A 26100-nucleotide genomic window follows, 5' to 3' on the forward strand; every position below is an offset into this window, starting at 1 on the left:
TTCCATGGCCCAGATTATTGTATGGTATATAGCCCAGTCGTCTTTTGAGATTACTGGGCTTTTATGTTAAGTTAAAAAAGTTTGCCCTTGAAATAGAAAAAACGTGAACACCTAGTTCACGCTTTTTTATTCCACATCTTCACTTGTTTTTTGAGCCTGGTCTTGGCTTTCTTGCCCTCCCACATAGTCTCCATCATGGCGGACATAAACCATGTAGATATTCTTGTCAGACTTGTACTCTCCCATAAACTGGGGCTTGTATTGCTTGTCTGTGGCCTTGGTGATTTCAAAGGCCGGAACTTGGTAGTAAAAGTCGATTAGGTCGTAGTTGTCGTTAATGCCACCGATGTTTTTCCCCAATTGTCGGACCAGCTTTTTAATGGCTGTTTCCTTGGACCAATTAGGCTTGTAGGCCAAGGTCAGGGGATTTCTCTTGCCATAGGACAAGTAGTGGACCAGACGGTGGTTTTTATCCATGACTACTGTGGCCTGGTTGCCGGAAGACCGGATGTCTCCGTCAATGTATTCCCTAAAATAATAGGCTGTCAAGTCGCTATCCTTGTATTGCTTTGCCCAAATCAGGGTTGGATAAAGGGCTGCCCCTTCAAAGCTCTTGTCCTGGGACAGGCAGGTGTTGATTTCTGTCAGATAGTTGAAGTAGTCCAAGGCATAGGTCAGGTCCTCCTGGCTGGGAGTGACTTCCACCGCCTTTGTTTCATAACGGTGGGGGTTGTCCTTTAAAAGCAACTCCCGAATCATACTGGCTCCCATTTCATAGTCCACCAGGTAGTCTCCAACTTCTGTCAATTGGCTCAGGTCTTTACCTCCACTAAAGTCGTTGACTCCTTCGATCATAAGACTGGGGTCTTCCAAGTGGTTACCCGCTTCATGGAAGAGGTCCACCCCGTTGACAGACCCCACCACACCCTTGGACAAGGGGGTGTCGTTTTGGACTTCCTTTATTTTTGTAAAAATAGATTCTTCTTTATTTGTTTTACTTTCCTGGCTGGATTCTTTCGGTAAAAGATCCTTGGCTTTTTCTAGGCCCGTCTCTAGGCTTGAACAAGCAGTCAGGCACAGGCATAAGGAAAATAGCAAGATTAGTTTTTTCATGGCTCCTCCTATCTGTGTTATTTTACCACAAATTAAGCCTCTTGACTATTTTTTACCACCAGAATATTTTCTGCCTCTTCCTTGCTCAAGGTGGCCTTCTTCCCTTCCAGGCTCACAGTCATATTTTCAGAAAATTTCTTCTTCAACTCCAATTGGGCACCAGGAAGCAGGCCTCTACGCTCATAATGCTTATAGTTGATTTCATCAATAATTTGAACGATTTCAAAGGGTCCCTGGTCTTCCTTGCCCCACAAAGACTCTCTTGCCTCACAGCCTCCGTTGACGTAAATGGGCCCACCATGGGGGCAGGTTTCGGGATAGGCCAGGTACTTATTTAGCCGGTCAATAAGCTGGCTGTCGGAGGCGTGTTCCAAACTTTCTGCCAAATCATGGACCAGGTCCGGGGGATAGTCCAGCTTAGTCAACAAAAAAGTTTCCCAAAGCCGGTGACGGTCCAGGAGGTTTTTTACCCGGGCCTCTCCTTCCGGCGTAAGGGTAATCTTGTGAAAACTCACCTGGACCCAGTTGTTTTCTTTTAACTTCCGGACCATTTCCGTTACAGAGGCTGGAGCCACATTTAAATCCTCTGCTATTTTTTTATTGCTGGCATGGCCATAGCGAAGCATTAGGTCATAAATAACCTTTAAATAGCTTTCTTGTTGTCGACTCATTTTCTCGCCTCCTAATTCGGTTGCCCTAAATTGATTTATATTCTCATTATACACCAGTCTCCAAAATTTTTCCACGAAAAAAACAGAGATTCTCAGAATCTCTGCTTGGTCTCTTTTAAACTTTTCCCCTGGAGCAAATAGAGCTGGACTTCCTCTTGGAGGGATGGTCTATGGGAATAGCCCTTAGGAGTTTTTTTGTATAGTCTTCTTGTGGACGAATGAAGATCTCATCTCGACTTCCCCTTTCTACAATTTTTCCCTTTTCCATCACAGCCACATCGTGGCAGAGGTTGGCAACAACAGCCAGGTCATGGGAAATAAAGAGGTAGGTTAGGGAAAATTCTTTTTGGAGGTCCTTTAAGAGGTCAATGATTTGGGCCTGGATACTGACATCCAAGGCCGAGGTAGGCTCATCTAAAATTACCAGGTCCGGTTGGGTCACCAGGGCCCGGGCAATGCTGATTCTCTGCCTTTGACCTCCTGAGAATTCATGGGGATAGCGGTTGTAGTAACTAGAAGATAGGCCACAAAGTTCCATGGTTTCCTTGACCCGTTCTCGGGGGTCTCCCTGGATTTTTCCTGGCATATTTCTTAGACTTTCTAGGATCATATTACCTGCTGAAAAGCGGGGATTTAAGGATGAATAGGGGTCTTGAAAGACCATTTGAATCCTGGGCCTAACCCTGCGAAAATCTTTTTTAGACATGGTTACCAGGTCCTGACCATCAAAGAGGATTTTCCCCTGGACTTCCTGGTAGAGGCCAATGATGCACCGGGCCAGGGTGGACTTGCCTGAGCCCGACTCTCCTACAATCCCCAGGGTTTTGCCCTGGTCTAGGCTAAAGGACACATGGTCTACAGCCAAGAGTTCTTCCTTCTGACCGAAAAGTTTCTTGGACAGGGTAAATTTTTTTGTTAAATTTTCCACTTCTAATAGGCTTTTAGTCATGGTCCACCTCCTGGTGGTTGGCAAAGCTGGAAACCATATGGCTTTCTGATAGCCAAATTTCCTCAAAGGGCTCTTCCTGGTCAATTTCCTCTTGGGAGGCTTGGACCCGGATGCTCTCTACATGGCTTTCAATGCTGTCTGCTTGGATATTTATACTGGGTCTTGCCGCCAAAAGGGCCCGAGTATAGGGATGGGCAGGCTGGTCAAAAATCTCAAAAACCGTCCCCCTTTCCACGACTCGACCATGGAACATGACCACAACATAGTCTGCCATTTCCGCTACAACTCCCAAGTCATGGGTAATTAAGAGGATGGCAGTGCCGATTTTTTCCTTGAGCTGGTCCAAAAGGCAGAGGACCTGGGCTTGAATGGTTACGTCCAAGGCCGTTGTGGGCTCATCGGCAATTAAGAGTTTGGGCTTATTGGCCAGGCCCATGGCAATCATAACCCTTTGCCTTTGGCCTCCGGAAAGTTGGTGGGGATAGGACTTTAAAATCTTTTCAGGTCGCGGCAGGTCCACCATCTTTACTAGGTCTAGGGCCCTTTGCCTGCTTTCTTTTTTCCCCAAGTCCTGGCCAATTTTCAAGGCCTCTTGGATTTGATAGCCAATGGTGAGACCAGGGTTTAGGGAGGTCATGGGTTCTTGGAAGATCATGGCCATTTCTCTCCCCCTCATTTGCCTTAATTGACTAGGAGACATCTTTAAGAGGTCCTGGCCATCAAAGAGGATTTCCCCTTGGGCCACTTCCCCTTGCCCCTTGGGGAGAAGTCCCATCATAGACAGGGCTGTGACACTCTTTCCAGACCCAGACTCCCCAACAAGACAGGTGGTGGAGTGGGCTGGTATGGAGAAGTTCACTCCTTGGATGCTCTTAACCAGGCCCTGGTCTGTATGAAAATAGGTGTGTAAATTTTTTATTTCAATAAACATTAGGCCCTCCTTTGCTTGGGATCAAAGGCATCCCGAATCCCATCTCCCAGGACATTTAAGGCGAAGATGCTCAAGGCAATTGCTAGACCTGGAAAAAGGGTTAGGTGGGGATAGTCTCGAATATAGGCCCGACCTGTAGACAGCATGGCTCCCCATTCTGGAGTAGGAGGGGTAATTCCCACCCCAATAAAGCTTAAAGAAGCTGCCGATAAAATGGACACCCCTACTCCTAGAGTTGCTTGGACAATTAAGGGTCCCAGGCAGTTGGGTAGTATGTGGACCAACAAAAGTCGTCCCAGGTTGGCCCCTGTCGTTTGGGCTGCTTCAATGTATTCTTGTTTCTTCACCGACAGGACACTGGCCCGCATAATCCGGGCATAACCAGGAAGACTGGATATGGATACGGCCAAAATTACATTGCCAATCCCCCCACCCAGGGCTGCTGCAATGGCTATAGCCAAAACCAGTTGAGGGATGGCTAAAAGCATGTCCATAATCCGCATGATAAATGCATCTAGGGGCCCTTCAAAAAAGCCTGCTAGGGCTCCCAAAAAGGTTCCAAGTAATAGGGAAACTGCCATGGACCCCAGGCCAATAAGGAAGGATAGTCGGCCCCCATAGAGAATCCGACTCAGGATGTCTCGACCAAATTCATCGGTTCCCAAAAGGTGGTTGCTAGAAGGCAGTTGAAAGCGGTCTACCAGAGCCTGGTCTGCATAACCATAAGGCGTTAGGACCGGGGCCAGGATACAAAGTAGGATCATGACTCCCAAAAGAACCAGGCCAAAAACCGCCAGTTTATTTTTTTTGAATTGTCGCCAAAAATCTTGTGATCTTGAATGCATGGTCCATCACCTACTCTTACTTCTTATCTTGGGGTCAACAACTGAATAGAGAATATCAACCAAAAGGGAAATCAAACAATAGGCCAGGGCAATAAAGAGGACTCCGCCTAGGATCAGGGGGTAGTCCCTGGTCTTTATGGATTCCACCATAATCCGGCCAATACCGGGAATGGAGAAAATTGTCTCTGTCAAAACGGACCCTCCCAGTAGGCTACCCATTTGGAGGCCTATACTGGTTATAACTGGAATTAGGGCATTTCTCAGGGCATGGACAATGATGACCTTATTTTCCTTGACCCCCTTGGCCCGGGCTGTCCGAATATAGTCCTGGTCCAAAACATCTAACATGGAGGACCGGGTTTGCCTTAGGATAACGGCTGTAGACTGGAGCCCCAGGGCCATCCCCGGCAAAATCATGTACTTAAAACTTGCAAAACCCGAAGAAGGCAAAAGGCCCCAACGGACAGAAAAGAGGAGAATTAAAAGAAGTCCCGACCAAAAGATGGGCATGGCCAAGCCAATCAGGCCAAAAATCATGGAAATTTGGTCCCAGACCGAATATTTTTTCACTGCACTAAAAATTCCTAGGCCAATGCCAAAAAAGAGGGCAATAGACAGGGAAAAGAAGGCCAGTTTCAAGGTATTTGGAAAAACTTGGGCCAGGGTTTCCGTGACAGAATTCCCCGTAATATAGGATTTACCCAGGTCAAAATGCAAGAGGGCATTTTTCAAAAAACGACCATATTGGATAAAGAAGGGGTCATTTAGGCCTAAAGACTCCCTGGCGGCCTCCATGGCCTCCTTGGGTGCTGTCGCTCCCATGGTGGCTGTAACAGCATCTCCAGGGGTAAAATACAGGAGGGTAAATACAATGAAACTCACACCAATCAGGGTGGGTATCAGGGAGAGTATTCTTTTGAAAATATACTTCAACATAGGCTATCCTTGTCCTTTATTAAAAGACAAGTTCCCACAAGTTGTGGGAACTCGTCAACTTTTCATTTCATCTGATCTTATTTTTCAATGGTCCATAGGGCTTGGGAGGTTCCGGCTAGGATATCAAAGTTTTTGATGGCCTTGCTGGCACCCAGGACTTGTTCCCCATTGGCGATATAGATCCATGGGTGGTCCTTGTCCACAAGCTCTTGGGCTTGTTGGTAGAGTTGTTCCCTTTCTGGACCGTTATCCAACTGAATGGCATCGGACAATAATTTATCTACTTCAGGATTTTGATAGAACATGAAGTTTGGTCCTTCTCCTAAGTTTTGGGAGTGGAAGGGTGAGAACATAGCATAGTGAATATCTTGGATGGATGGGTTCCAGCTCATGATAAACATGTCGTGTTCCTTGTTTTTAACAGCATTCATATAAACGCCCCATTCCAGGGTCGTAATTTCTACATTGTAGCCTAGGTCTTGCAGTTGGGCTTGGATGATTTGAGCCATATCTTGTCTTTGTTGGTTATCATTGACATAGAGCTTAAAGGTGTGGCCTGGTTCAATGCCTGCCTCTGCAAATAATTTCTTGGCTAGTTCAGGGTCATATTTTCTAGCTTCCAACTTGTCTGAAATACTGTAGGGGAATTCTGGATTGACAGGTCCTGTTGCCACCTTGCCCACTCCTTGGAAGACGGTCTTTACAATTTCTTCCATGTTAATGGCATGGGACATGGCTTCTCTAGCCTTGGGATTGGCAAAGGCTCCATCTTGATCAGATCTAAGACCCAAGAAGTGGATGGACCGGTCCAGACGACGGAAGATTTGTAGGTTTTCATTATCCTCAATCTTTTGAATGTCGTTGGGGGCAACTTCGTAGGCCAGGTCAACTCCACCACTTTCCAATTCAATAACCCGGTTGTTGGCTTCAGGGATAATCCTCAGGACAAGATTTTTTGTCTTGGCCTTGTCGCCAAAGTAGTCGTCAAAGCGGCTAAGTTTGATTTCTTGAAGCTTGGTCCAGGAATCCAACTTATAGGGACCAGTTCCAACCGGAGCCTTGTCGTAACCATCTCCAGCTTCTGTTACAGCTTTTTCACTTAAAATAGCTGCAGAGGGATGGGCCAGAGCAGCTAGGAAGGACCCATCTGCTTGGTTTAACTTAAATTCAAGGGTCAGGTCATCTGTAGCCTTAAGGCTTTCAGGAATAATCTTACCAAAAATATAGCTATAGCCATCGCTATCAATTAGGCGCTTCAAACTAAAGACCACATCACTGGCCTTAAGAGTATCTCCATTGTGGAATTTAACTCCAGGTTTCAAGTGGACGATAAAGGTCTTACTGTCAGGTTGGTCTATAGATTCTGCCAAGCTTTCTACAAGATTTCCATCCTTGTCTACGTCCATGAGCTTGTTGTAAATTTGCTTCATGACATTTTCTGAATAGACGTCGTTGTATTTTTCAGGGTCCAGGGTAATGGCATCCGAGGCCACAGCTACCTTTAAGGTATCTGGATCTTGACTTCCTCCAGCCGGGGCTTCTTTAGATCCTCCTGATCCTCCACAAGCTGTAAGAACTAGGACCAAGGCCAGGGCCAAGAGGCCTAATTTATTTTTCTTCATCTCTCTCCTCCTTATGTGTTTTCAATAGCTCTATCGATAAACTCACCATAAGCCGGGTCATATAGGCCAGACAATCTTCGTTAATCATAAATTGATTGTTGTGGGCTTGGGGCCCAAGGCCCGTTCCAATCCACAGGAAAAGACTGGGGACTTTTTGGCTATAAAAGCCAAAATCTTCCGACCCAAGTTCCACCCGATGGTTATCGATTAAATAGTCTTGTGTATACATAGGATTTATACCCAAATTCAAGTCTTTTACAATACTTTTATAATTGTTTTTTAAATAATCCAAGGCAATTTTTTGCAAACTCGGATCATTATAGACGCTGGGGTAACCCTCCTTAAAGACAAAATCTCCCCGTCCTCCATAAAGCCGGGGAATTTCTTGGACTATTTTTTCCATCATCTCTTTTAGGTCCTGGCGGACTTTAGGATCCATTGACCGAATCATGCCATCAATGTGGATGTGGTCAGGCAGGATGTTGATGGCTTGTCCTCCATGGATTTTTCCCAGACTCAGGGTGTACTGGTCTTGGGGGTTAAATAGCCGGTCTTTTAGGCTGTAGAGGTTGTCCAGAACCTTGGAGCTGATAAAGAGAGCATCCACCCCCTCCTTGGGTCGGGAACTGTGGGAGGCCTTGCCATAGATATCCAGGCTAATGGCATCAGAATAGGCCGTGATATTGCCTTCCTGGATACGGATTTGTCCCTCTGGAGCCACCCAAACATGGAAGGCCAGGGCCAAGTCAACATCATCTAAAACCCCACTTTTAACAACGTCTCGACCTCCTCCTCCAGCTTCTTCAGCCGGTTGGAAGATCAATTTGACCCGGCCGGGAAGTTGGTCTTTTATTTGATTTAAAACCTTGGCCACGCCTAAAAGATTGGCTGTATGAGCATCATGGCCACAGGCATGCATGACTCCAGGATTTTTGGAGGCAAAGGGCAAGTCTGTTTCCTCCTGGATTGGGAGGGCGTCCATATCTGCTCTTAGGGCCAGGGTTGGTCCAGGAAGGCCTCCTTGGATTTCCCCCACCAGGCCTGTTTTGGCCAAGCTCTTCCAGGGAATTCCCCAGGCCTCTAGCCTTTCTTTAACCAGAGCCGAAGTTTCTACTTCTTCAAAGGAAAGTTCAGGATTTTCATGAATCTGCCGGCGGTAGCCAATGACCTCTTCTCGGGTCTGGTCAATTATTGGTATGAGTTTTTCAAAATCCATTCCTTACCTCCTACCATGACTTCTATAAAATAGCGAAAAAGTTCATTCATGTAACTGGACCCTTGGTCTGCTGCCATATCTTCTGGGTGCCATTACACACCTAGGAGGGGCTGGTCCACTCCTTCAACGGCTTCCACCACCCCATCCTGGGTCCGGCCAGTTATCCTCAAGGCCTTAGGAACAAAACGTAGGCTTTGGTGGTGGATACTATTGGTGTAGATGCTCTTTTGGCGGAAAATTTCCCGCATAATGGAATTCTCTAGAAAGTCCACCCGGTGGTGGGGATAGGACCGGTCAATTAATTGGTGGTGGCTCAGGGTCTTTTTCTTCCTCTTACCCAGGTCCTGGTAGAGACTGCCCCCCATCAAAACATTCATCAGCTGCATCCCCTTGCAAATGGCCAAGATGGGCTTTTTCAAGACAAGGGCCTCGGTCATAAGCTCTGCCAAGTATTCATCCGTTTCGGGATCAATGGGCCCCAATTGCCTGGTGGGTTCTTCATTGTAAAGCATGGGATTTAGGTCCGTCCCTCCAGGGAAGATGACCCCATCACAAAATTCCAACATCCGCATTCCGTCTGTAGATCGTTTTGAAAAGGGAATCATCAGGGGGGCTCCCCCATTGTTGGACACAGACTCTACATAACACGAATTTATATAGGTTATCCACTTCTCCCCAAAGGGTGGGTCGTCTTGGCGACACCTGGTGGCTACAATGCCAATAACCGGTCGATCTTTTTCCTTCATAGGTCCTCCTTTTCCTAGTCTTTTACTTCTTCCTGTCTATTTCCCTATAAAAAAAAGGGAAGCTATACAAATAGCTCCCAGACAAATGACATAAGCCCTGTTTTAGATTTTCATTCAACAGGATACGGCTGACAAGTCATGGCAAAAGGAGCCCAAGACTCTAGCCCAGTCATAGGACATGTCCTAGAAGCTGGTGATTTTTGAGACCTACAGACTTCTTGTTCCATGGCTTACCGCCTCCTTCCACGCAAGGTAAATCTTTCCTGCTTAGTTTTTACCATAATAGCAGCTTCTCTAACTCCTGTCAACAAAAAATGAAAAGCCTCCCTAGCCCAAGAAGACTTTTCACTCTTTCCAATCATTCCTTTATGATTTCTTCCTTAATCTCATCAGGAAGTTCAAGGCCTTCCAATTCATTCACTCTACTATACTGCCCCTTTTGCTGGATGGTCCTTTCTTCCTTAGATTCCTTATTGTGAACCTGAGCTTCCCAGTCATAAGACAAGGGAAACCCCGTCTTTTTATCAAAGCTAAAGGTCACCTTTAAAGACATTAATTCATCAAAACTTTCTTTTCCTTGGAGGATAGTTTTGATTTCCTGGATATTTTCATCCCCTGATGCCAAAGTCAAAATATAGGCATCTCCCTCTTCTTTGACCTGGTAAAATCTTTCTAAGGGTCTTAAAAGAGTTTTGGTATTAAGCTCTGTTTTAGCCTTAAATTGACTCCCTTTCATTGGAGGACGTTTTTCCCAGGACCCATCTGTTTTTTTATGAAAGATGGAATCATCGAGGCGAAATTCTTCTCCTTTTTTTATCTTATCCCCCTCTTGACTTTCCCATTGAATGTGGGAAATATTCGGCTCCTTCATAGCTTCAATTTGAGAGATCATTTCATAAGAGTCCCCTTGCGTCTTTGTTTCTAAGCAGTAGGATCTTAGGTCCCTCTCTTCTTTGATTCGGCTAAAAATCTTCTCCTGATTTTGGCTTTCATGGTCTTTACTAAAAGGACTATTCTCTACTTGACCACAGGCCATTAAACAGACAAGAAGACCTAGCCCTAGTAAGATTTTTCTCTTCATTGGATTTTCCTTTAATCTATATGAACGATTTCTTTCAACTTGTATTAATCCCTCATCAAATCTCCGTTTTTATGCCTTTGTGGATTTAAGTATCTCATGCTCGCTTCTTCCTAAGCTTTTTCTATATTAAACAAGTTTGTTTTATCCTCTTCTTATCTTATTTCTTTTTTCCTCCCCTATTTTTTGGCCCTATAAATAAATTGTAAAAGGGAATCGCACCTCCTATAAGGGCAATGGCTACAGCAATTTTTTCATTGCCAACTATCCGGGCCCCTTCACCATTCAAATAGCTTAAGGCTACCCCAACTACAACACATATAAGCACTGCGATAAAAAGATTTCTCCACTTGTTTTTCATAAAACTTCCTCTTTTCTTTAGCCGTTGATATGAAAATCTTATAGCCTAGTAAAAGTTAACTTATTGCTGTAAAGACTTTCCTTGTATTTTTATACTATACCCCTTTTTCCTCTTGAAAAAGCAGGTCTCTAGAAAATAGGAGCAAAAAGAAACTCTGATTCTATAAAAAATAGAGGTGTCCACCACCTCTATTTTAAAACTTATTGGTCTACTTGGACCCTTTGAATATTGGCCCCCAAGCTTTTAAACTTCTCTTCGATATTTTCATAGCCCCGGTCAATATGGTAGATTTCTCCTACCTCTGTGACTCCATCAGCTACTAGGCCAGCTAGGATTAAAGCGGCTCCAGCTCTTAAGTCTGTGGCATTAACCTTGGCCCCTTTGAGTTTTTTTCCCCCGCTAATCATGGCTACTCGTTCATCTACACTGATGTCTGCCTTCATTTTTTTCAGTTCATCTACGTGCATAAAGCGATTTTCAAAGACGGTTTCAATGGCCGTACTGGTTCCCTTACACTGGGTCATAAGGGCGATAAATTGAGCCTGCATGTCTGTAGGAAATCCTGGATAGGGCAGGGTCTTGATGCTAATGGCCTTGAGGTCGTCACTTCCCTTAATCCGGACTGCATCGTCAAATTCTTCCACCAGGCAACCAGCTTCTTGAAGCTTGGCCATAACCGGCTTTAGATGGGAAGGAATGACGTTTTCAACCAAGACATCCCCACCGGTAATAGCTCCGGCCACCATAAGGGTTCCAGCTTCAATCCGGTCTGGAATGATGCTATGCTTGGTTCCTCCCAGTTCTTTGACTCCTCGAATCCGGATGGTAGAAGTCCCGGCTCCTGTAACCCGGGCTCCCAACTTGCCTAAGAAGCTGGCTAGGTCCACAATTTCCGGTTCCATGGCAGCATTGTCAATAATAGTTTCTCCATCGGCTAAAACAGCAGCCATCATAATATTTTCTGTGGCTCCTACAGATGGGAAGTCCAGGTAAATCCTGCCCCCCTTTAAGTGGTCTGTATAGGCTAAAATATTCCCAATATCCTCTTCGACCTCAACCCCCAGGGCCCGAAAGCCCTTTAAGTGAAGGTCAATGGGTCTAGACCCGATGTTACAACCTCCGGGAAGGGAGTTTTCCGTCCGGCCCAGGCGGCCCAAAAGGGGACCCATGACTAAAAAAGATGCCCTCATCTTACTCATGAGTTCATACTTGGTCTTATAGTTGTCAATTTTGCTGGCGTTGATCTTCAATTCTCCCGGTCCTAAACGTTGGACATCAGCTCCCAGGCTTTCCAAAACCTGGCACATAATTTTTACATCTTTTAAGTCTGGGACTTCTTCTAGGTAAATATCCTCTGTCCCTAATAGGGATGCTGCAATAATGGGAAGAGCCGCATTTTTTGCTCCACTAACCCGGACCTTGCCTCTTAGGGGTCCGCTGGAAGTGACTTGAATTCTTTCCACTCTACCTCTCCTTTATTTTAATCTCTTTATTTTTAATTTTATTTTATTATTATATCATAGGAGGGCCTGTAAATAAACTACACCTTCCATTCTTAACCTGCCTTTTGAGGTCAATCCTCCTCTTTCAGACCAATCTTCTCTTTAAGCTATACTTTAATCATAACCACCGGCTTAGCCGGTGGTTTGTTCTGCCCCTATAAGGGGCTGTTACCGGCAGCATTCCATGCTTTGAATTTTCTTACTCGTGCACCAATTTTCACAGCTAGTGCTAAAGCACTTTATTTCTTGCTTNTGAAGAAGAAAATCGTCGAGGAGTACTTGTGTGGTAAAACAAGTTATCAAGCCTTAGTAATGAAATACCAAATCGAGAAGTCCGTTCTCAGGCTATGGATTAGCAATTACAAAAATTATGGCGATGAAGGCTTAATGCGCTCTAGAAATAATCGTGCGTATAGTGTAGAGTTTAAGTTAGAAGCTATTACACGCTATGAAACGAGCGAATGCAGCTACCGACAACTTGCCCTCGAACTCGGTTTGACGAATCCGTCCATGATTGTCAATTGGCGAAGACAGTACCGAGAGAAGGGCATCGAGGGGCTGCTCCCGCATAAGCGAGGGAGACCTGTGACAAAGAAAAATGACCACAACCAACCACCAAAAACTGTAAAGAAAAGCGAATCCATCGACGCCTCCACACGCGAAGCATTGGAAAATCGTATCAAAGAATTAGAGGCAGAAAATCGGAAACTTACCATTCAAAAGATGTTCTGGGAACAGCTCAGGAGTTTGGAGAAAGAAGAAGCAATGAACAAAAGGCGAAGATTGTCTCCAAACTCCGAGAACAATTCCAACTAATAGAGATTCTTGCCGCCATCCATTTCCCAAAGTCCACCTTTATGTATTGGCAGAAAAAATGGTCCGAAGAAGACAAGGATCAATCCTTAAAAGACGAAATCCTTGTCATTCGGAGCCAACACAAAGACTATGGTTATCGCCGCATTCATCTGGAATTAAAGAACCGGGGCCAGGTGGTGAACAAAAAGAAAGTGCAACGATTGGTCCAAGACATGGGTCTTCAAGTCCACTCCTATGGTAAGAAATACAAGAAGTACAATTCCTACAAAGGCGTCGTGGGGAAAATCAAGAAAAACCGAATCAACCGCCGGTTCAATACCAGCATCCCCTTGCAAAAAATTACCACAGACACCACAGAATTTAAATACTATGAAGAAGATAAGACCGGGAAACTTCAAACAAAGAAACTCTATCTCGACCCCTACATGGACATGTACAACCTGGAAATCATCAGTTACGTCCTATCCGATCAGCCCAATGGAGTCACCATGCTGCAAGGTTTAGAAGTAGCCATTGAGCGAACAAAGGCCTGTCCTTATCGACGGACCTTTCACTCCGATCGTGGTTGGGGTTATCAAATGACCGCATACCAAGCCATGTTAGAAAAACATCATATTTTCCAAAGTATGTCAAGAAAAGGCAACTGCTATGACAATGCACCTATGGAAAACTTCTTTAGCCTATTGAAAAGAGAAATCTACTATGGCCACAATTACCGTAGTCGTGAAGAACTGGTGCAGGCAATTGAGCAATATATCCGTTACTACAACGAAGATCGAATCAAAGAAAAGTTAGGAGGTCTAAGTCCAAAGCAATACCGTGAACGCATGCAATCCGCATAGAATGAATGTTATGTAAAAACAAAATCGAGTAAGCGAAATGCTTACTCGATTAGGTCCAACTTTATGGGGTCACTCTAGTTGGAGGGGGTTTTTCTATAGGCCTAGCTCCGATCATCTAAGAGGCCATACTTCACCTGGATTCTTTGAATTTTTTCCAAAAAACTTTCCCCAAAGAAAAATAAAAAGGCAAAGGTCCCTGTTGCATGGATCAAATCAATGGGGAGTCCTCGAAGATAGGATAAGACAATCATGTCCTTATTGATTTCTTCATAAAAGCTAATGACGGAAATGGGGTTCATAATGGACCCAAAAAAGAGAAAAATCGATAAAAATCCGTAACTTCCCATGGTCCACTTGTTTTTGGGAAGCTTGAATTTGTCAAACAGGCTTCCGGCGACAAAGCCAATAATGCCAAAGCAAAACATCTGCCAAGGGCTCATGGGGCCCTGGCCAAAAGAAAAGTTTGACACAAACATAATCATGGCCCCTACAACAAAGCCTGCTTGAGGCCCCAGGGCAATAGCTGAAACAATGGTTACGGCCGCCACAGGTTTTACATGGGGAATCCAAAAAAAGGCCATCCTGCCGGCCACTCCTATGGCTGAAAGACCGGCAATTAAAATCAACTCTCTGGTTTTAACCCCCCGGCGTTCAAAGAGAAAAAGCAGGGGCAGGCTGGTTAGGAGCAAGATACATAGGCTGATAAAGAGGTATTTTCGATCATTTAAAACCGTCATGCCAAAAATCAAGAGGCCGGGAATACCAATAAAGATAACCAGGCCAGACAAAAGACTTACCAGACGATTTTTTTCCCTAGTCTCCATAGCCTTCATCTCCCATTTTTAAACCATTGAGGACTTTTTCTAAAATATAGAGGGCTCCTTGGGGACCATAGAGGGTTTTTTCCAAGACATCCAAGTAGCCCATGGTGGGACCTTGAATTTCCAGGCCCCGGACTCTTTTGTCTTGGGCCATGGCCTGGGCCAGGTCATTGCCATCCCCAAAGACCATTTGGACCCGGTCCAAGGAGGCCAATTTTTCTTCCATTAAGATTTTTTCAAAGGCCGGGTAGGACCCCTGGCTACAGGTAATTTGCCCCGGCACCATACCCAGATAGTTTTTCAAAAAATCCTGGAAGGGCAAGAGGAGGGACGCTGGTCCACTTAGAGAGTAACCAGCCCCCTTGGGTAATCCCAAAAGGGACGAATAGCGAGCCAAAAAGATGTAGGCTCGGCCCCGGGCTCTTTGGATTTCTTCCATAACTGGATCCAAATCCATGGGAAGGATCCGGGCCAGGTCCTTGAAAAAAGCTTCCGTTGCATCAAAACCCACAGGCTGGCCCTTGGGGGGAATCCAATAGGGCATGGCGTATTTTTCCTTTAAATATTTTGCCAGGTCCAGACCGTCTTCTGGACTCAGGACAAGGTTGAGCTTGGCCCTTCTCAGATCCTTGATTTGGTCCAGTCCCTGGTCAAAAAAGTAGGTCCCTACTTCCAAACCAGCCTTGGACAAGAGGTCTTTCAGACAGGCAATATTTCCCATAACATGGTTTTGGAGGAGGGAAAAGCCCAGGAGGTTGACCCGGTTTTTTTCCACAGGTAACTGGGCCGGTTGGAGTTTTTCCAAGAGGGCCACCAGGCCCTGACTCAAACCCTTTCCAAAGGCTTGAGAATACAGAGGGGTGGGAATAAAAACCGTCAAGGGTAGGCCTGGAACCCGGCTGGCGATTTTTTCCAGGTCATCTCCAATAAGGGCTGCTCCCGGAGAATTCACCACGGCCAAAAAATCAGGCTTCCGGTCTCGAATGTCTTCCAAAAGATCTTGGAGCTTTTTTTCCACGCCATAGACATAGTCCTTGGCATCTAAGTAGGTACAGGGAACCCGGCTTTGACCAAAGTAAAATTCCTGGGGATAGGATTGGGGGTCAAAAGAAACGGACCTTAAGAGGGCCCCATCCACCACAGCCGAATGATAAAACTTACAACCGGTAGGGCCGTTTAGGAGGGTCATCCCTCCCCGGAGGCTTTCCAGGCCAAAGATCAAGCCGGAAAAACTGTCAGCCTTGATATTTTCTAAAGTATTTTTCATCCTTCCTCCACCCTTCTTGTACATTTTGTTGGAAAATCGTCACCCACCTCTTGGCCAAGGCAATTCCCGATTGGAAGCCCCCTTCTGGGGTCAGTTGAATGGTATCATGGTAGGGGGCATCGTCCATGTTGGGGCCGTTGTAGTTGGCCAAAACCAGGTCAGGCTTAAGCCGGCTCACATCCTGCCGTCTTTTTTCCGCCGTATAGTCCACTTCCCAATCCAAGATCTTGTCCTTAAAGGGGTTTTCCGGGTAGACGTCTTGGGAAAAGTTAATCATCCCCACCTTGACAATGTCCATGCCCAGGTCCAGGGCTGTTTTTAAAATCCAAGTCAGCTTGTTGTTGTAGGCCACCACCATGAGTTTCTTCCCTTGGAGGTAGGGCCGGTACTTGTCCATCTGCCTTTGGTAGTTTTCCCTTTCCCGGGCCATGATTTTTTTTGAAACTTCTTCCTTGCCGTAAAAGCGGCCCAGGGCCTTGATAAAGTCCATGGATTCTTCATAGCCAATGGGCAGGGCATGGGGAAAGAAGTTCAGGTCATAGGTCTTTTTGAAAAAATCTTCCAGGATGGTATTCATATAATCATGGTAGGCCGGCAGGTGGAGACCCGCCCTTAGGAGGGTCCGGACAGAGTCTGTAGAAGTCTCATTTAAGTAACGGCAGTGGACCTTGGCCCCAAAGGCCCCCAACCAGTCCTCCAGAATTTTAAAATTCCCACTGGTGGCATTGGCAATGGGTTTTTCCCCATAGAGGTTTACCAGGTAGGGGTCGGGTTTTTCCTGGGGGTCCACCAAAAATTTTGCAATTTCCTGGTAGGCCAAAATCATCCCCTGCATATAGTCCCCGGATAAATTTCCATCGGTTTTTAAGGCCAAGATAGGCGTTTCAGGTCCTGCCAGGTCCCTTACCCCATCTACATCATCTCCAATAATTCCCGAAGGACAGGTGGTAACCAAGACCACCAGGGCCGGTTTTTTCTCCAGGGCTTCTTGGAGGACCCTTCTCAAGTCCTGGATGCCACCAAAAACCATGGCGTCTTCCCCCAATTCCGAGGATAGGATTTTGGGATGGACCTGGACAGGAAGGATCTTTTTCTTTTCAAAAAGAGACCTCCGACCCAGGGAAGAAATGGCCTGGTAGGACAGGTTGGCACAAGACCTGGGCCCATGGCTGATGATAATGGCGTCCTTTACTTGGACGGCAATATTCATGGCCCCGTTATAGGCGCAACCGTGAAGGGGTTCTTGCTTGACCAGGGCCTTGGAATAGGTCCCCCGACCCTGGCTGGGGTTTTTCTCCTTGGGCCCTCCCGCTTCTTCGGGGACTTCCTTGCGGATTTTGTGGCCCAAAACCACCTCTTCCAATTCATGGTCCCCCAGGGGCTTGGCCGGATATAAGCGACTTTGGTCCCAAATCTTACCAGCAATCCGGTCCATTTCCAAAGCCACGGGAGAATCTTCAGCCCCCTCTACCACACATTGGCCATGGCGTTCACAGGCGGCAAAAATCAGATCTCTTGGAATTTCTCCCAGGATGGGTAGACCCACTGCTTGGGCAAATCTTTCCACCCTTTGGAGTTCTCCCTCAAAGCCCCTTTCATTGAAAATCAAGCCCCCAGCCCGGGGACCCTTTTGACTATAATTTGCCAGACCCCGTAAAATATTGTTGGCCGCATAAACCGACATAAATTCCCCGGAAGTGACAATATAGACTTTTTCTGCATACTGGTCCCTTAGGGGAACGGCAAAGCCCCCACAAACCACATCACCTAAAACATCATAGAGGACAAAGTCATAGTCCTTCCTGTCCAGGCCCAAATTTTCTAAGAGCTCAAAGGTAGATAAAATCCCCCGGCCGGCACAGCCCACACCAGGTTCCGGTCCCCCAGCCTCTACACAGTCAATGGAATAAATCCCTTGGTGGACCACATCAGCCAGTTGGTAGTCCAGGGGCCCCACCTCCCGCATATAGTCTAAAACAGTCTTGCAATCGCGACCATGGAGTAAGAGCCGGGTGGAATCATGCTTGGGGTCACAACCAAGCTGCAAGACCCTCTTCCCCCTTTTAGCCAGGGAGGCTGAAATATTTGCAGATACTGTCGACTTGCCTATTCCACCCTTTCCATAAATTGCAATTTCCATTTTAAACCCTTCCTTTCTTATTTGCCCATGGACTTATCTCCTAGAAAAGATACTTTCCCCATGACTTAAGCCCTCACAACCATCCCGAAAAACAAAAATCCCAAAACAAGAAGCCTGGGATTTTTATTTTATGTTAAGTTGTCCATAAGTTTAATTTATTTTAAGCCTGCTAGTTGGTTGATTAATTGAACAGCTTCTGCTCTTGAAATTTCTGCCTTTGGAGCAAGACCTTCAGGGCGTCCCTTAACAAGGTTCTTTTCTACCATTATAGCACAAGCTTCTTGAGCCCAGGAGTCAATTTCCTTCTTATCTTTAAATTGGTCTAAAACAGCCAGGTTGGCTTTTTGCTTGTCAAGAGTTCTGGCCAACATGGAGAAAGCTTCTTGACGGGTAATGGTGGCATTGGGATCAAAGTTTCCATCTCCACGACCAAAGATGATTTCATGGGCAGTGGCAATATTGATGTCTGCTGCATACCAGTCTGTGTCTTTAACATCCTTGAAGTCCTTGCTTTGTCTTTGACCCAGGCCCAGGTTCAAACCTTGGACAAGACCTACGGCAAATTCTCCCCGAGTAATGGCTTTTTCAGGTTGGAAGTCCTTGCTTTCATTGGCAATTCCATAGCCCTTGCTTTCTGCAATTAGCTTTTCAGCCCAGTTGCCCTTGATATCCTTAAAGACTTCTTCTTTAGCTTCTTCTTTTTTGGCGTCTTCTTTGGTGTCTTTCTTAACTTCTTCCTTAGCGTCTTTTTTCGCTTCTTCTTTTTTAGGAGCTTGGGTTTCTACTTTTGCCGGATCTTTTTTATCTTCTTTTACTTCCGTTTCTGCAAAAATTTGTCCTGTTACAGAAAATAAAAGGACAAGAGCCAATCCAAGTGCTTGTTTTTTTGTGTTTTTCATTTTTTTCTCCTTTTTTGGAAATTTTAGAAGAAAGTTTGCCATGTAGGGTTTTTTATTTAGGAATAGGTCCTATTTATAAAATCTTATAGAAATAAGCCCCGAATGGTTTCCTTGATCAAAATTTCTTTTCAATCCTTATTTCTTTAAACAAACTTAACATGAAAAGTCGCTGTTCATTGCCTTTTCTAAGTTATAAATATAGCAGGTTTTTGGAAATAAATCCAGTTACAATCCAGTAAAATTCTTTACAAAACCATTACGTTCCCGTAAAGTTTTCTTAGATTTTTGCTAATGATAACTTTTTTCTTCGTAGTGCTTTAGAGTTTTGTCCACTTATTGAAAGACACTTGGTCAAGCCAAGCGCCCTTCTTTCATTTATAAATTTTAGAGGTGGAAAAAGCTTTTTAAGGCTGAAATGGAGAGAGGGGTGAAAGCAGCAAAAATTGAGCTTGGGGGAGATGCTTTCACCCAAAGATTTATGCTCCTGAAATAGGCCGTTTCCAGCCCAGAAATAAACAAATTTTTCCAATAAAAAAACATTGGATTCACCAATGCCCGTATTTGCACAGATATATTAGGGTGTAAATAGACGTTTCCTCGCGTCTTACACAAGCTTTTATGCATGTATTCTGACTTACCTATCCTAACAGACTATCCCTTCCCGAAAAATTTCAGTGGTTTCGATAGCCCACTCCTGGTTTACAGCGGCGGGACCGTTTTGGACTTGCACCAAATTCCATCTTAGCCTTCATCAAGTGAAAGAACATAAAAGTTATATTTTCTTATATTTCTATTATAAGCTAAATGCTTCCTCTTTGCAATTGTTTTCTTCTAAAATCCCACCATAAAAAAATCCCACCATAAAAATAAGCACTAGTTTCCTAGTGCTTAGCTTGGTCCAAGCATTCCACTTGAACTTTTTCAATCCTCTTATCCTTCACGCTTAGGGCGGTTAGGATGTTTTGGTTTTCATAGATGACCTGGTGGGGCTGCTTGTCATTTTCTTCTGGGATAAAACCCAATAGTTCAATGGTTAGCCCGGACAGGGTTTCGTGGTTTTCCGAAACAAAGTCTGTATGGATGGCGTCATTGATGTCGTCCAGGTCCATGGACCCATCGATGATGTAGGTATGGGAATTGATCTGCTCAATGCCCTGGTCTACGGTATCGTACTCGTCTTCAATGTCTCCGACGATTTCTTCCACAATGTCTTCCATGGTGACCATGCCGGAAAATCCTCCGTATTCATCAATTAAAATGGCAATGTAGTTTTTAGTGGACTGGAGCTCTTTGAGGAGCCGGTCCACGTTTTTACTTTCGGGAACGAAGTAGGGTTCTTTCAGGATTTTGTCAATATTGATGGTCTTGTACTGGCTCTTGGCGTATTCCACAAAAATATCCTTGATGTAGACGGTACCAATGATGTTATCTGTGTCCTCCTGGTAGACCGGGGCTCTGGAATAGCCAGTTTTCAGCATCTCTGAAATGGTATCTGTGGTAAATTCGTCATAGTCGATCATGTAGAGGTCTGTTCTGGGGGTCATGATTTCATAGGCCTTGATGTCGTCAAAGTCCATGATGGAAACCATCATTTCTTCTCCAGACAGGTTGATAACGCCTTGTTCTTTCCCAACCCGGATGTAGGATTTTAATTCTTCTTCGGAAATTTGCTCTTCAACATCGTCAGAATAGTTTCCTGTAATCTTGAGAAAAAATCCTGTTAAAAGAGATAGAAGCCCCACAAAGGGCAGGCTGATAATCCGGAAGAATTCAACAAAGGATACCAGGCTTAAGCCTACTTTTTCCGGTGCTCTCAGGGCAATCCGCTTGGGAATTAATTCCCCAAAGAGGATGGAGAAAAAGGACAGGACAAAAATCACCAGGATAAAGGCCAGGCTAGGATTTAAACCCCAATGACTGACTATATAAGGAGCCAGGTCCTTGGCAGCTAGACCAGCTGAATAAAAACCCGTCAGGACAATCCCCACCTGGATGGTGGATAAAAATTGTGTCTGCTTGCCTGTAACCTTTAAAAGCAGGCGGGCCTTTCTGGACCCATCTTCTTCTTTTTCTTGTATTTTCCCCTTGTTGGATGATACTAAGGCCATCTCTGCTGCGGAAAAAAGACCATTTACAATTGTTAGAATAATTATGATTAAGAGTGGTAGACTAAACCCCCCACCATCATCCATAAAAAAACCTCCTCGTTTTTTTATTTATTATATCAAATATTAGTTGGAATTACTATCTCTTCCTTGTTTGAAGAAGTCTCCCAAAAGTTTGACGGACATGGGGTGGGTGGGTTTTTTAATCTCTTGGCCATCTTGGATGTCCAAGCGGTCAACGATTTCTCCCTGGTCCATGATAATGACTTGGTCGCAAAGGCCATAGGCCAGTAGGAAGTCATGGACGATAAAAAGGTAGCTTAAATTATGTCTTTCCTTGATATGGACCAGGAGTTGGAGGAGTTGTTTTTGGACCAGGTAGTCCAAACCACTTAGGGCTTCGTCTAAAAGAAGGATCTCTGGCTCTTGGATTAGGGCCCGGGCGATGCAGAGTCTTTGGACTTGTCCACCACTGAGTCTCCGGGCGTTTTCATCTAGGTTAAGGTGGCCCAGACCTACTTGGTCCAGGGTCTTTTTGATTTTGTCATCCCGGTCTTTTTTATCCAGCTTTTGGTCCATGAATTTAAAGGGTTCTTCCATGACCATTCTCATGGTAAAGTTGGGGTTTACAGCTCCATAGGCATTTTGAAAAACCACTTGTACCTTTTTACGGAGTTGTCTTCTTTCAAGACGGGTCCGGTCTTTGACGGTTTTGCCATCAAAGTAGATCTGTCCCCCATCGGGCTTCTCCAGTCCTACAACCAAGCGTCCCAGGGTGGACTTGCCACTGCCGCTTTCCCCCATGATTCCCAAACAAGTAGAACTCTTTACTTCCAGGTTCACCGATTTTAAAACGGTTTTTCCATTATAGGATTTTGTTAAGTTTTCAATCTTTAAATCCATAATCCCTCTTTTCTGGTATATCCCGGTAGCGCTTATAGGTTCTAGGAGCCAGAAGGGCCTTGCCATACTCGCTCTTGGGGTTTTTTAACACTTCTTCCAAGGGACCACTTTCAATGAGATCGCCTTTTTTCAGGATGACGATCCGGTCTACCAGGCCCTTAAGGAGCCGGTAGTCATGGGTGATGACCAAGAGTTGGGTCCCCTTGCTCTTGCAAATTCTCAAGAGGTCGGCTACATTTTCTGCATTCCAACTGTCCAGGGCTGAGGTGGGTTCATCGGCAATAACCATGTAGGGGTTTAATTCCATCATCATGGCCAGCATAACCCTTTGGAGCATCCCTCCACTGAGTTGGAAGGGGTATTTTTTCAAAAGGTCCCGGCTGTTTTCCAAGTTGAAGTCTTCCATGGCTTGGACGAACTTCTCCCGGGCCTGGTCTTTTGATATTTTTAAAAGGCTGGTTAGAACTTCCAGTCCATGGGACTCTATGGTTTGCATTTCATTAAAGAGGCCATGGGGGTTTTGGGCAATGTAGGCAATTTTCCGTCCCCGGATTTCTTGCCAGTCTTTTTCCTTTAATTTTAAAATATCCCAATCCCGATAGGTCAATTCTCCTTGAATGTCTGCTCCTTGGGGTTTTCGGCCGATTAAGAGCCTAGAAAAGAGGGTCTTACCGCTGCCGCTTTCCCCTACAATGCCCAAGGATTCGTGGGCTTCTAATTCAAAATTTAAATGGTTTAAGAGGACCCTATCCTTGATTTCTAGGGTCAGGTCCTTGACAATTAGTCTCTCCATAGGTCAACCCTTTCTTGTTTCTTTAGGTATTCACCTAAGAGGTTAAAGGTCACGACTGTAATTAAAATAGCCATACCTGGATAGATGGCCAGGCCTGGAATGGACCGGATATAGGACTTGGCGTCGTTGAGCATCATGCCCCATTCGGACACATTGGGTTGGACCCCAATGCCCAGGAAGGAAAATCCGGAAATCATCATGACCACTTCTCCAATACTCATCAAGGCCATAATTAAAATGGGTTTAAAGACAAAGGGCAGGATGTGAACTCTAAGGATATAGGGTACAGGTGCCCCCATGGTTTTAGCTCCCAAGACGTATTCTTGGTCCTTCATTAAAACCACCATGTTCCGAATGACCCGGGCATAGGGAACCCAGCCGACAGACGAAACAGCAATGATGATGTTACCCAGGCCTTGGCCCAAAATTCCTGCAAAGGCCATGGACAAGAGGAAGGGAGGAAAGGACAAAACGATATTGGTTAACCAGGTGAAAGTTTTTTCTAGGCCTCCACCGGCCCAGCCCACCATGAGCCCCAAGGGAACGCCAATGCACAAGTTAATCAAGGTCACGATTCCGGCAATACTTAGGGACAGCTGGGTCCCAGTTACCAGTCTGGAAAAAACGTCCCGACCCATGTGGTCTGTTCCCAACCAATGGTCCGGTCCAGGCAGTTGAAGCTTGGCTGATAGTTCTACAAATTCAGGATTGTAGGGGGCCAGATATTTGGCGAAGATGGCAATAAAGACCAGGGTCAGGGCCATGGATAGAGCTATATAAAAAAGAATTGGTTTTTTCATTCCTTACCTCCCAGTCTCGTTCTCGGGTTAATAAAGTAAATCAGGCTTTGGGTGCCTCCATTTAGGATGATGGCCATGAGGCCAAAAAGAAGAAGGGACCCTTGGATCAAGGGTAGGTCCGAAGTCCGAACAGCCCCTACAAACATCCGACCCAGTCCGGGCCAGGCAAAGACCTCTTCAATTAAGACACTTCCTGAAATAACATACATGATATTGGACGATAAGACCGTCATAAGGGGAATTTTTATGTTGTTCAAGAGGTGGTTTTTTAGGATATACTTTCTATCCACTCCCCGAACCAGGGCATTTTCCACATGGGGCTTGGCCATTTCTTCCAAGAGGACATTGCGGATAAATAGACTGGTTTGGCCCACCAGGGGCAGGTTCAAGCAAATGGCCGGCAGGATGTAGTTGGCAAAGCCTCCCCGACCTGAGCTGGGTAAAATTTGTAGTTTAACTGAAAAAAATAAAATCAGCATGTAGCCCAGCCAAAAGACAGGAATGGATACAAAGAGGAAGGACAGGCCTTGGACCAGCTTGTCCACCCAGCTTTTATTGTAGATGGCGGCTAAAAAGCCCCCCAGACTGGAAAAAATTAAAAGAAGGACAAAGGACACCGCCCCCAATTGCAGGGTGGGAATGGTGGCATTGGCCATGACGTGGAGGACGGGCATTTTTTTGACATAGGAATTGCCCAGGTCTCCCTTGACGGCCTTGCCCAGCCACATGGTGTATTGCTTGGTTACCGGCTTGTCCAGGTTTAAATAGGTCCTGGCCCGAGCCAAACTTTCATCATTAATCCCTACGTGGATGGTTCTAAGATAGTTGGCTGCTGGGTCTCCCGGTTGTATCTTGACCAAGACAAAGGTAAAGATAGAAATCACTACCAGGGTTAAAAAGAATAAAATGATTTTTCCCAGGCCCTTGGCCAGGGGATTTTTCTTCATTAGAGGCATAGCAGACTCCCTTTAGATAAAAGAAAAGGGATAGTTTCCACTATCCCTTTTGACTTACTTGTTATCATGAACTTTACTTGTTGAAAAAACGGGGAGGCGGTTTTCTTCAGGCATGAATTTAACATTTTCCAATTCGCCAGCCCGGTAGACGCAAGTAAAGGCTTGGTAGGTGACGGGAATATAGACTGCTTGTTCGTTTAAAGTTTTTAAAACGTAAGCATATTCTTCCTTCATCTTGTTTTGGTCCGGTTCTACCAAAAGTTTGTTGATGGTATCATAGAGTTGGTCTCTCATGGGTAGACCCTTTTGAGCTGCATTGTCAGGGCTTCCATTTTCAGATTCCACAGCCATGGCTTGTAGGACGGCATGGGGATCCCATGGAGCACCCCAGGTGTAGTTTACCATAAGGTCAAAGTCACCCTTGGCTGCATTGGACCAGTGAGTTTTTTCTTCCAGAGCATTGAGTTCAACGTCTACACCAAGTTTTTTCCATTCACCTTGGACATATTCTGCCAGGCTCTTGTCGCTGTTTTTACTTGCAACAAAGGGGAAGACAAGTTTTAATTTTTGACCATCTTTTTCCCGAATTCCATCGGATCCTTTGACCCAACCGGCTTGGTCTAGGAGTTTTTCTGCTTCTTCTAGCTTGTAGTCGTAAATTTCTACTGGAACATCGGTATTTGGTACGTTCTTAGCAAAAAGGGTATCGGCTGGTTGTTCAACTCCGCCAAAGATGTTTTTAGAAACACTTTCCTTGTCGACGGCATGGCTTAAAGCCTTACGAACAGCAAGGTCTTTTAGGGGACCTCTAGATGTGTTGAATAGGATCATCCGAGTGGACATTGGGTCAGAGCTTTCAGCTACATACTTGTCATCATTTTTGTAAGTGGTGAAACGGTCTAGACTGATTAAGCCGTTTCCGTAAACCATGTCTAGGTTTCCTGCTTCAAATTCCAAGGCTGTGGTTTCTGCATCAGGAATGGCCTTAATGGTTACTTCTTTTACGCCAGGTTTTTCACCCCAGTAGTATTCGTTTTGTACGAAGGTTGCATATTCGTTGTCTTTGTGGTCTTTTAAAACCCAAGGACCGGTTCCGATGGGAGCCTTGATTCCCTTGGCAGTATCTCCATCATCTGGGAAACCTGCATCCCCCAACATACGGATGGGGCGGATCATGGCCAGGTCATAAAGAGCAGCTGAATAAGGCTTGCTTAGGGTTAATTCAAAGGTATAGTCGTCCATTGCCTTGAAGCTATCCAGGTAGTTGGTAAAGGTAAACCAGTTGTGGTTGGGCTTGTTTTCTTCAGAGAAGATGGTCTTGAAGTTCTTTTCAACATTTTGGGCATTAAAGTCAGATCCGTCTGAGAACTTAACTCCTTGTCTTAAGTGGAAGGTATAGGTCTTTCCATCTTCTGAAATATCCCAGGATTCTGCCAGGGATGGTTTGATTTCGCCGCCTTCTCCATAGTATACCAAGCCTTCATAAACCATATCTTGGGTTACGAATTGGCTGGGAAGGTACATATGGGGGTTTAACTCTCCTACTGGGTCCTCGTTAAAGGGGATGGTTAGGGTGTCGTCAGATGCTGCTCCATCTCCAGCAGCTCCTCCCTTGCCACAAGCGCTTAAGCCAAGAGCTAGGGCAAACAGGCAAAAAATTGCCAAGAGTCTTTGGGTTTTCTTTTTCATCACATTCTCCTTTTCTGGTTTTGATTTCGGAGTTTATCAGACTGAACCATTCCCTTGTTGGTAAAAAAAAATATATAGACCTAGATCTATATATACTTC

At 45.2% G+C, this 26100-nt stretch carries 24 protein-coding genes and 1 riboswitch; of the genes, 2 read left to right on the plus strand and 22 right to left on the minus strand.

Features of this window, described 5'->3' with window-relative positions:
* Nucleotides 1–126 precede the first annotated feature (126 nt).
* The 12 genes from CS898_RS02640 to murA form a co-directional block, all read right to left on the minus strand.
* Nucleotides 127–1113 (minus strand): hypothetical protein, encoded by a 987-nt coding sequence (locus tag CS898_RS02640; protein WP_099208023.1) that lies wholly within the window; start codon nucleotides 1111–1113, stop codon nucleotides 127–129.
* A gap of 32 nt (nucleotides 1114–1145) precedes the next feature.
* Complete coding sequence (locus tag CS898_RS02645) at nucleotides 1146–1784, minus strand: metal-dependent transcriptional regulator (RefSeq protein ID WP_099208024.1); 639 nt, start codon at nucleotides 1782–1784, stop codon at nucleotides 1146–1148.
* 115 nt (nucleotides 1785–1899) lie between these two features.
* Nucleotides 1900–2733, minus strand: a complete 834-nt coding sequence (locus CS898_RS02650; RefSeq protein ID WP_099208025.1) for an ATP-binding cassette domain-containing protein — start codon at nucleotides 2731–2733, stop codon at nucleotides 1900–1902.
* Entirely contained in the window at nucleotides 2726–3664 is a 939-nt protein-coding gene (locus CS898_RS02655) for an ABC transporter ATP-binding protein (RefSeq protein WP_234976008.1), read from the minus strand. Before CS898_RS02655 ends, CS898_RS02650 begins: the two co-directional genes overlap by 8 nt.
* Nucleotides 3664–4509: an ABC transporter permease gene (locus CS898_RS02660; protein ID WP_099208026.1), complete on the minus strand. Its 846-nt coding sequence runs from the start codon at nucleotides 4507–4509 to the stop codon at nucleotides 3664–3666. The genes CS898_RS02655 and CS898_RS02660 overlap by 1 nt, the downstream gene beginning before the upstream one ends.
* 6 nt (nucleotides 4510–4515) lie before the next feature.
* Complete coding sequence (locus tag CS898_RS02665; protein ID WP_009430175.1) at nucleotides 4516–5445, minus strand: ABC transporter permease; 930 nt, start codon at nucleotides 5443–5445, stop codon at nucleotides 4516–4518.
* A gap of 77 nt (nucleotides 5446–5522) precedes the next feature.
* Nucleotides 5523–7067 (minus strand): ABC transporter substrate-binding protein, encoded by a 1545-nt coding sequence (locus CS898_RS02670; protein ID WP_009431507.1) that lies wholly within the window; start codon nucleotides 7065–7067, stop codon nucleotides 5523–5525.
* Nucleotides 7054–8283 (minus strand): M20 metallopeptidase family protein, encoded by a 1230-nt coding sequence (locus CS898_RS02675; RefSeq protein WP_099208027.1) that lies wholly within the window; start codon nucleotides 8281–8283, stop codon nucleotides 7054–7056. Before CS898_RS02675 ends, CS898_RS02670 begins: the two co-directional genes overlap by 14 nt.
* 92 nt (nucleotides 8284–8375) lie before the next feature.
* Nucleotides 8376–9029: a gamma-glutamyl-gamma-aminobutyrate hydrolase family protein gene (locus CS898_RS02680; protein ID WP_099208028.1), complete on the minus strand. Its 654-nt coding sequence runs from the start codon at nucleotides 9027–9029 to the stop codon at nucleotides 8376–8378.
* Nucleotides 9030–9387: 358 nt separating this feature from the next.
* Nucleotides 9388–10110, minus strand: coding sequence for a DUF6612 family protein (locus tag CS898_RS02685; RefSeq protein WP_099208029.1), 723 nt, complete (start codon nucleotides 10108–10110; stop codon nucleotides 9388–9390).
* Between the two features lie 157 nt (nucleotides 10111–10267).
* A complete protein-coding gene (locus tag CS898_RS02690; RefSeq protein ID WP_099208030.1) occupies nucleotides 10268–10468 on the minus strand; it encodes a hypothetical protein in 201 nt (66 codons plus the stop codon).
* A gap of 200 nt (nucleotides 10469–10668) precedes the next feature.
* Nucleotides 10669–11931, minus strand: coding sequence for a UDP-N-acetylglucosamine 1-carboxyvinyltransferase (gene murA / locus CS898_RS02695; RefSeq protein ID WP_009430394.1), 1263 nt, complete (start codon nucleotides 11929–11931; stop codon nucleotides 10669–10671).
* A gap of 351 nt (nucleotides 11932–12282) precedes the next feature.
* On the opposite strand from murA, the gene CS898_RS09990 reads away from it, so the two are divergent.
* Complete coding sequence (locus tag CS898_RS09990; RefSeq protein ID WP_234976009.1) at nucleotides 12283–12786, plus strand: helix-turn-helix domain-containing protein; 504 nt, start codon at nucleotides 12283–12285, stop codon at nucleotides 12784–12786.
* On the plus strand, nucleotides 12699–13628 hold the full coding sequence (locus CS898_RS02700) for an IS3 family transposase (protein WP_234976017.1): 930 nt from the start codon (nucleotides 12699–12701) through the stop codon (nucleotides 13626–13628). Before CS898_RS09990 ends, CS898_RS02700 begins: the two co-directional genes overlap by 88 nt.
* 101 nt (nucleotides 13629–13729) lie before the next feature.
* On the opposite strand, the gene CS898_RS02705 is transcribed toward CS898_RS02700, so the two are convergent.
* From CS898_RS02705 to nikA, 10 genes are all read right to left on the minus strand, one after another.
* Nucleotides 13730–14452, minus strand: a complete 723-nt coding sequence (locus tag CS898_RS02705) for an ECF transporter S component (protein ID WP_099208031.1) — start codon at nucleotides 14450–14452, stop codon at nucleotides 13730–13732.
* Complete coding sequence (locus CS898_RS02710) at nucleotides 14442–15716, minus strand: nitrogenase component 1 (RefSeq protein ID WP_159459107.1); 1275 nt, start codon at nucleotides 15714–15716, stop codon at nucleotides 14442–14444. Before CS898_RS02710 ends, CS898_RS02705 begins: the two co-directional genes overlap by 11 nt.
* Nucleotides 15685–17856 carry a nitrogenase component 1 gene (locus CS898_RS02715; protein ID WP_099208032.1) on the minus strand — a complete coding sequence of 724 codons (2172 nt, stop codon included), beginning with the start codon at nucleotides 17854–17856 and terminating at the stop codon, nucleotides 15685–15687. The genes CS898_RS02710 and CS898_RS02715 overlap by 32 nt, the downstream gene beginning before the upstream one ends.
* Nucleotides 17857–18011: 155 nt before the next feature.
* Nucleotides 18012–18755, minus strand: a complete 744-nt coding sequence (locus CS898_RS02720) for an S-layer homology domain-containing protein (RefSeq protein ID WP_143614566.1) — start codon at nucleotides 18753–18755, stop codon at nucleotides 18012–18014.
* Nucleotides 18756–19357: 602 nt separating this feature from the next.
* Nucleotides 19358–19539: riboswitch (cobalamin riboswitch) on the minus strand.
* 97 nt (nucleotides 19540–19636) lie between these two features.
* Complete coding sequence (locus tag CS898_RS02725) at nucleotides 19637–20947, minus strand: hemolysin family protein (protein WP_099207989.1); 1311 nt, start codon at nucleotides 20945–20947, stop codon at nucleotides 19637–19639.
* A 39-nt stretch (nucleotides 20948–20986) separates the two neighbouring features.
* Nucleotides 20987–21763, minus strand: coding sequence for an ABC transporter ATP-binding protein (locus CS898_RS02730; RefSeq protein ID WP_159459108.1), 777 nt, complete (start codon nucleotides 21761–21763; stop codon nucleotides 20987–20989).
* Nucleotides 21747–22556 carry an ATP-binding cassette domain-containing protein gene (locus CS898_RS02735; RefSeq protein ID WP_072470320.1) on the minus strand — a complete coding sequence of 270 codons (810 nt, stop codon included), beginning with the start codon at nucleotides 22554–22556 and terminating at the stop codon, nucleotides 21747–21749. The genes CS898_RS02730 and CS898_RS02735 overlap by 17 nt, the downstream gene beginning before the upstream one ends.
* Complete coding sequence (locus CS898_RS02740; protein WP_099207992.1) at nucleotides 22544–23356, minus strand: ABC transporter permease; 813 nt, start codon at nucleotides 23354–23356, stop codon at nucleotides 22544–22546. Before CS898_RS02740 ends, CS898_RS02735 begins: the two co-directional genes overlap by 13 nt.
* Complete coding sequence (locus CS898_RS02745; RefSeq protein WP_034437853.1) at nucleotides 23353–24303, minus strand: ABC transporter permease; 951 nt, start codon at nucleotides 24301–24303, stop codon at nucleotides 23353–23355. The genes CS898_RS02740 and CS898_RS02745 overlap by 4 nt, the downstream gene beginning before the upstream one ends.
* 63 nt (nucleotides 24304–24366) lie before the next feature.
* Nucleotides 24367–26001 (minus strand): nickel ABC transporter substrate-binding protein, encoded by a 1635-nt coding sequence (gene nikA / locus CS898_RS02750; protein ID WP_099207993.1) that lies wholly within the window; start codon nucleotides 25999–26001, stop codon nucleotides 24367–24369.
* Nucleotides 26002–26100: the final 99 nt, after the last annotated feature.

It is taken from the genome of Urinicoccus timonensis (assembly GCF_900232945.1).
Taxonomy (GTDB): Bacteria; Bacillota; Clostridia; order Tissierellales; family Peptoniphilaceae; genus Urinicoccus; species Urinicoccus timonensis.

Coding starts and splice junctions, on each gene's coding strand:
- CS898_RS02740 (WP_099207992.1), bottom strand. CDS start 23,356: ATGAAAAAACCAATTCTTTTTTATATAGCTCTATCCATGGCCCTGACC.
- nikA (WP_099207993.1), bottom strand. CDS start 26,001: ATGAAAAAGAAAACCCAAAGACTCTTGGCAATTTTTTGCCTGTTTGCC.
- CS898_RS02745 (WP_034437853.1), bottom strand. CDS start 24,303: ATGAAGAAAAATCCCCTGGCCAAGGGCCTGGGAAAAATCATTTTATTC.
- CS898_RS02640 (WP_099208023.1), bottom strand. CDS start 1,113: ATGAAAAAACTAATCTTGCTATTTTCCTTATGCCTGTGCCTGACTGCT.
- CS898_RS02720 (WP_143614566.1), bottom strand. CDS start 18,755: ATGAAAAACACAAAAAAACAAGCACTTGGATTGGCTCTTGTCCTTTTA.
- CS898_RS02675 (WP_099208027.1), bottom strand. CDS start 8,283: ATGGATTTTGAAAAACTCATACCAATAATTGACCAGACCCGAGAAGAG.
- CS898_RS02650 (WP_099208025.1), bottom strand. CDS start 2,733: ATGACTAAAAGCCTATTAGAAGTGGAAAATTTAACAAAAAAATTTACC.
- CS898_RS02670 (WP_009431507.1), bottom strand. CDS start 7,067: ATGAAGAAAAATAAATTAGGCCTCTTGGCCCTGGCCTTGGTCCTAGTT.
- CS898_RS02660 (WP_099208026.1), bottom strand. CDS start 4,509: ATGCATTCAAGATCACAAGATTTTTGGCGACAATTCAAAAAAAATAAA.
- CS898_RS09990 (WP_234976009.1), top strand. CDS start 12,283: ATGAAATACCAAATCGAGAAGTCCGTTCTCAGGCTATGGATTAGCAAT.
- CS898_RS02730 (WP_159459108.1), bottom strand. CDS start 21,763: ATGGATTTAAAGATTGAAAACTTAACAAAATCCTATAATGGAAAAACC.
- CS898_RS02735 (WP_072470320.1), bottom strand. CDS start 22,556: ATGGAGAGACTAATTGTCAAGGACCTGACCCTAGAAATCAAGGATAGG.
- CS898_RS02715 (WP_099208032.1), bottom strand. CDS start 17,856: ATGGAAATTGCAATTTATGGAAAGGGTGGAATAGGCAAGTCGACAGTA.
- CS898_RS02680 (WP_099208028.1), bottom strand. CDS start 9,029: ATGAAGGAAAAAGATCGACCGGTTATTGGCATTGTAGCCACCAGGTGT.
- CS898_RS02690 (WP_099208030.1), bottom strand. CDS start 10,468: ATGAAAAACAAGTGGAGAAATCTTTTTATCGCAGTGCTTATATGTGTT.
- CS898_RS02645 (WP_099208024.1), bottom strand. CDS start 1,784: ATGAGTCGACAACAAGAAAGCTATTTAAAGGTTATTTATGACCTAATG.
- CS898_RS02710 (WP_159459107.1), bottom strand. CDS start 15,716: ATGAAAAATACTTTAGAAAATATCAAGGCTGACAGTTTTTCCGGCTTG.
- CS898_RS02705 (WP_099208031.1), bottom strand. CDS start 14,452: ATGGAGACTAGGGAAAAAAATCGTCTGGTAAGTCTTTTGTCTGGCCTG.
- CS898_RS02685 (WP_099208029.1), bottom strand. CDS start 10,110: ATGAAGAGAAAAATCTTACTAGGGCTAGGTCTTCTTGTCTGTTTAATG.
- CS898_RS02725 (WP_099207989.1), bottom strand. CDS start 20,947: ATGGATGATGGTGGGGGGTTTAGTCTACCACTCTTAATCATAATTATT.
- CS898_RS02665 (WP_009430175.1), bottom strand. CDS start 5,445: ATGTTGAAGTATATTTTCAAAAGAATACTCTCCCTGATACCCACCCTG.
- CS898_RS02655 (WP_234976008.1), bottom strand. CDS start 3,664: ATGTTTATTGAAATAAAAAATTTACACACCTATTTTCATACAGACCAG.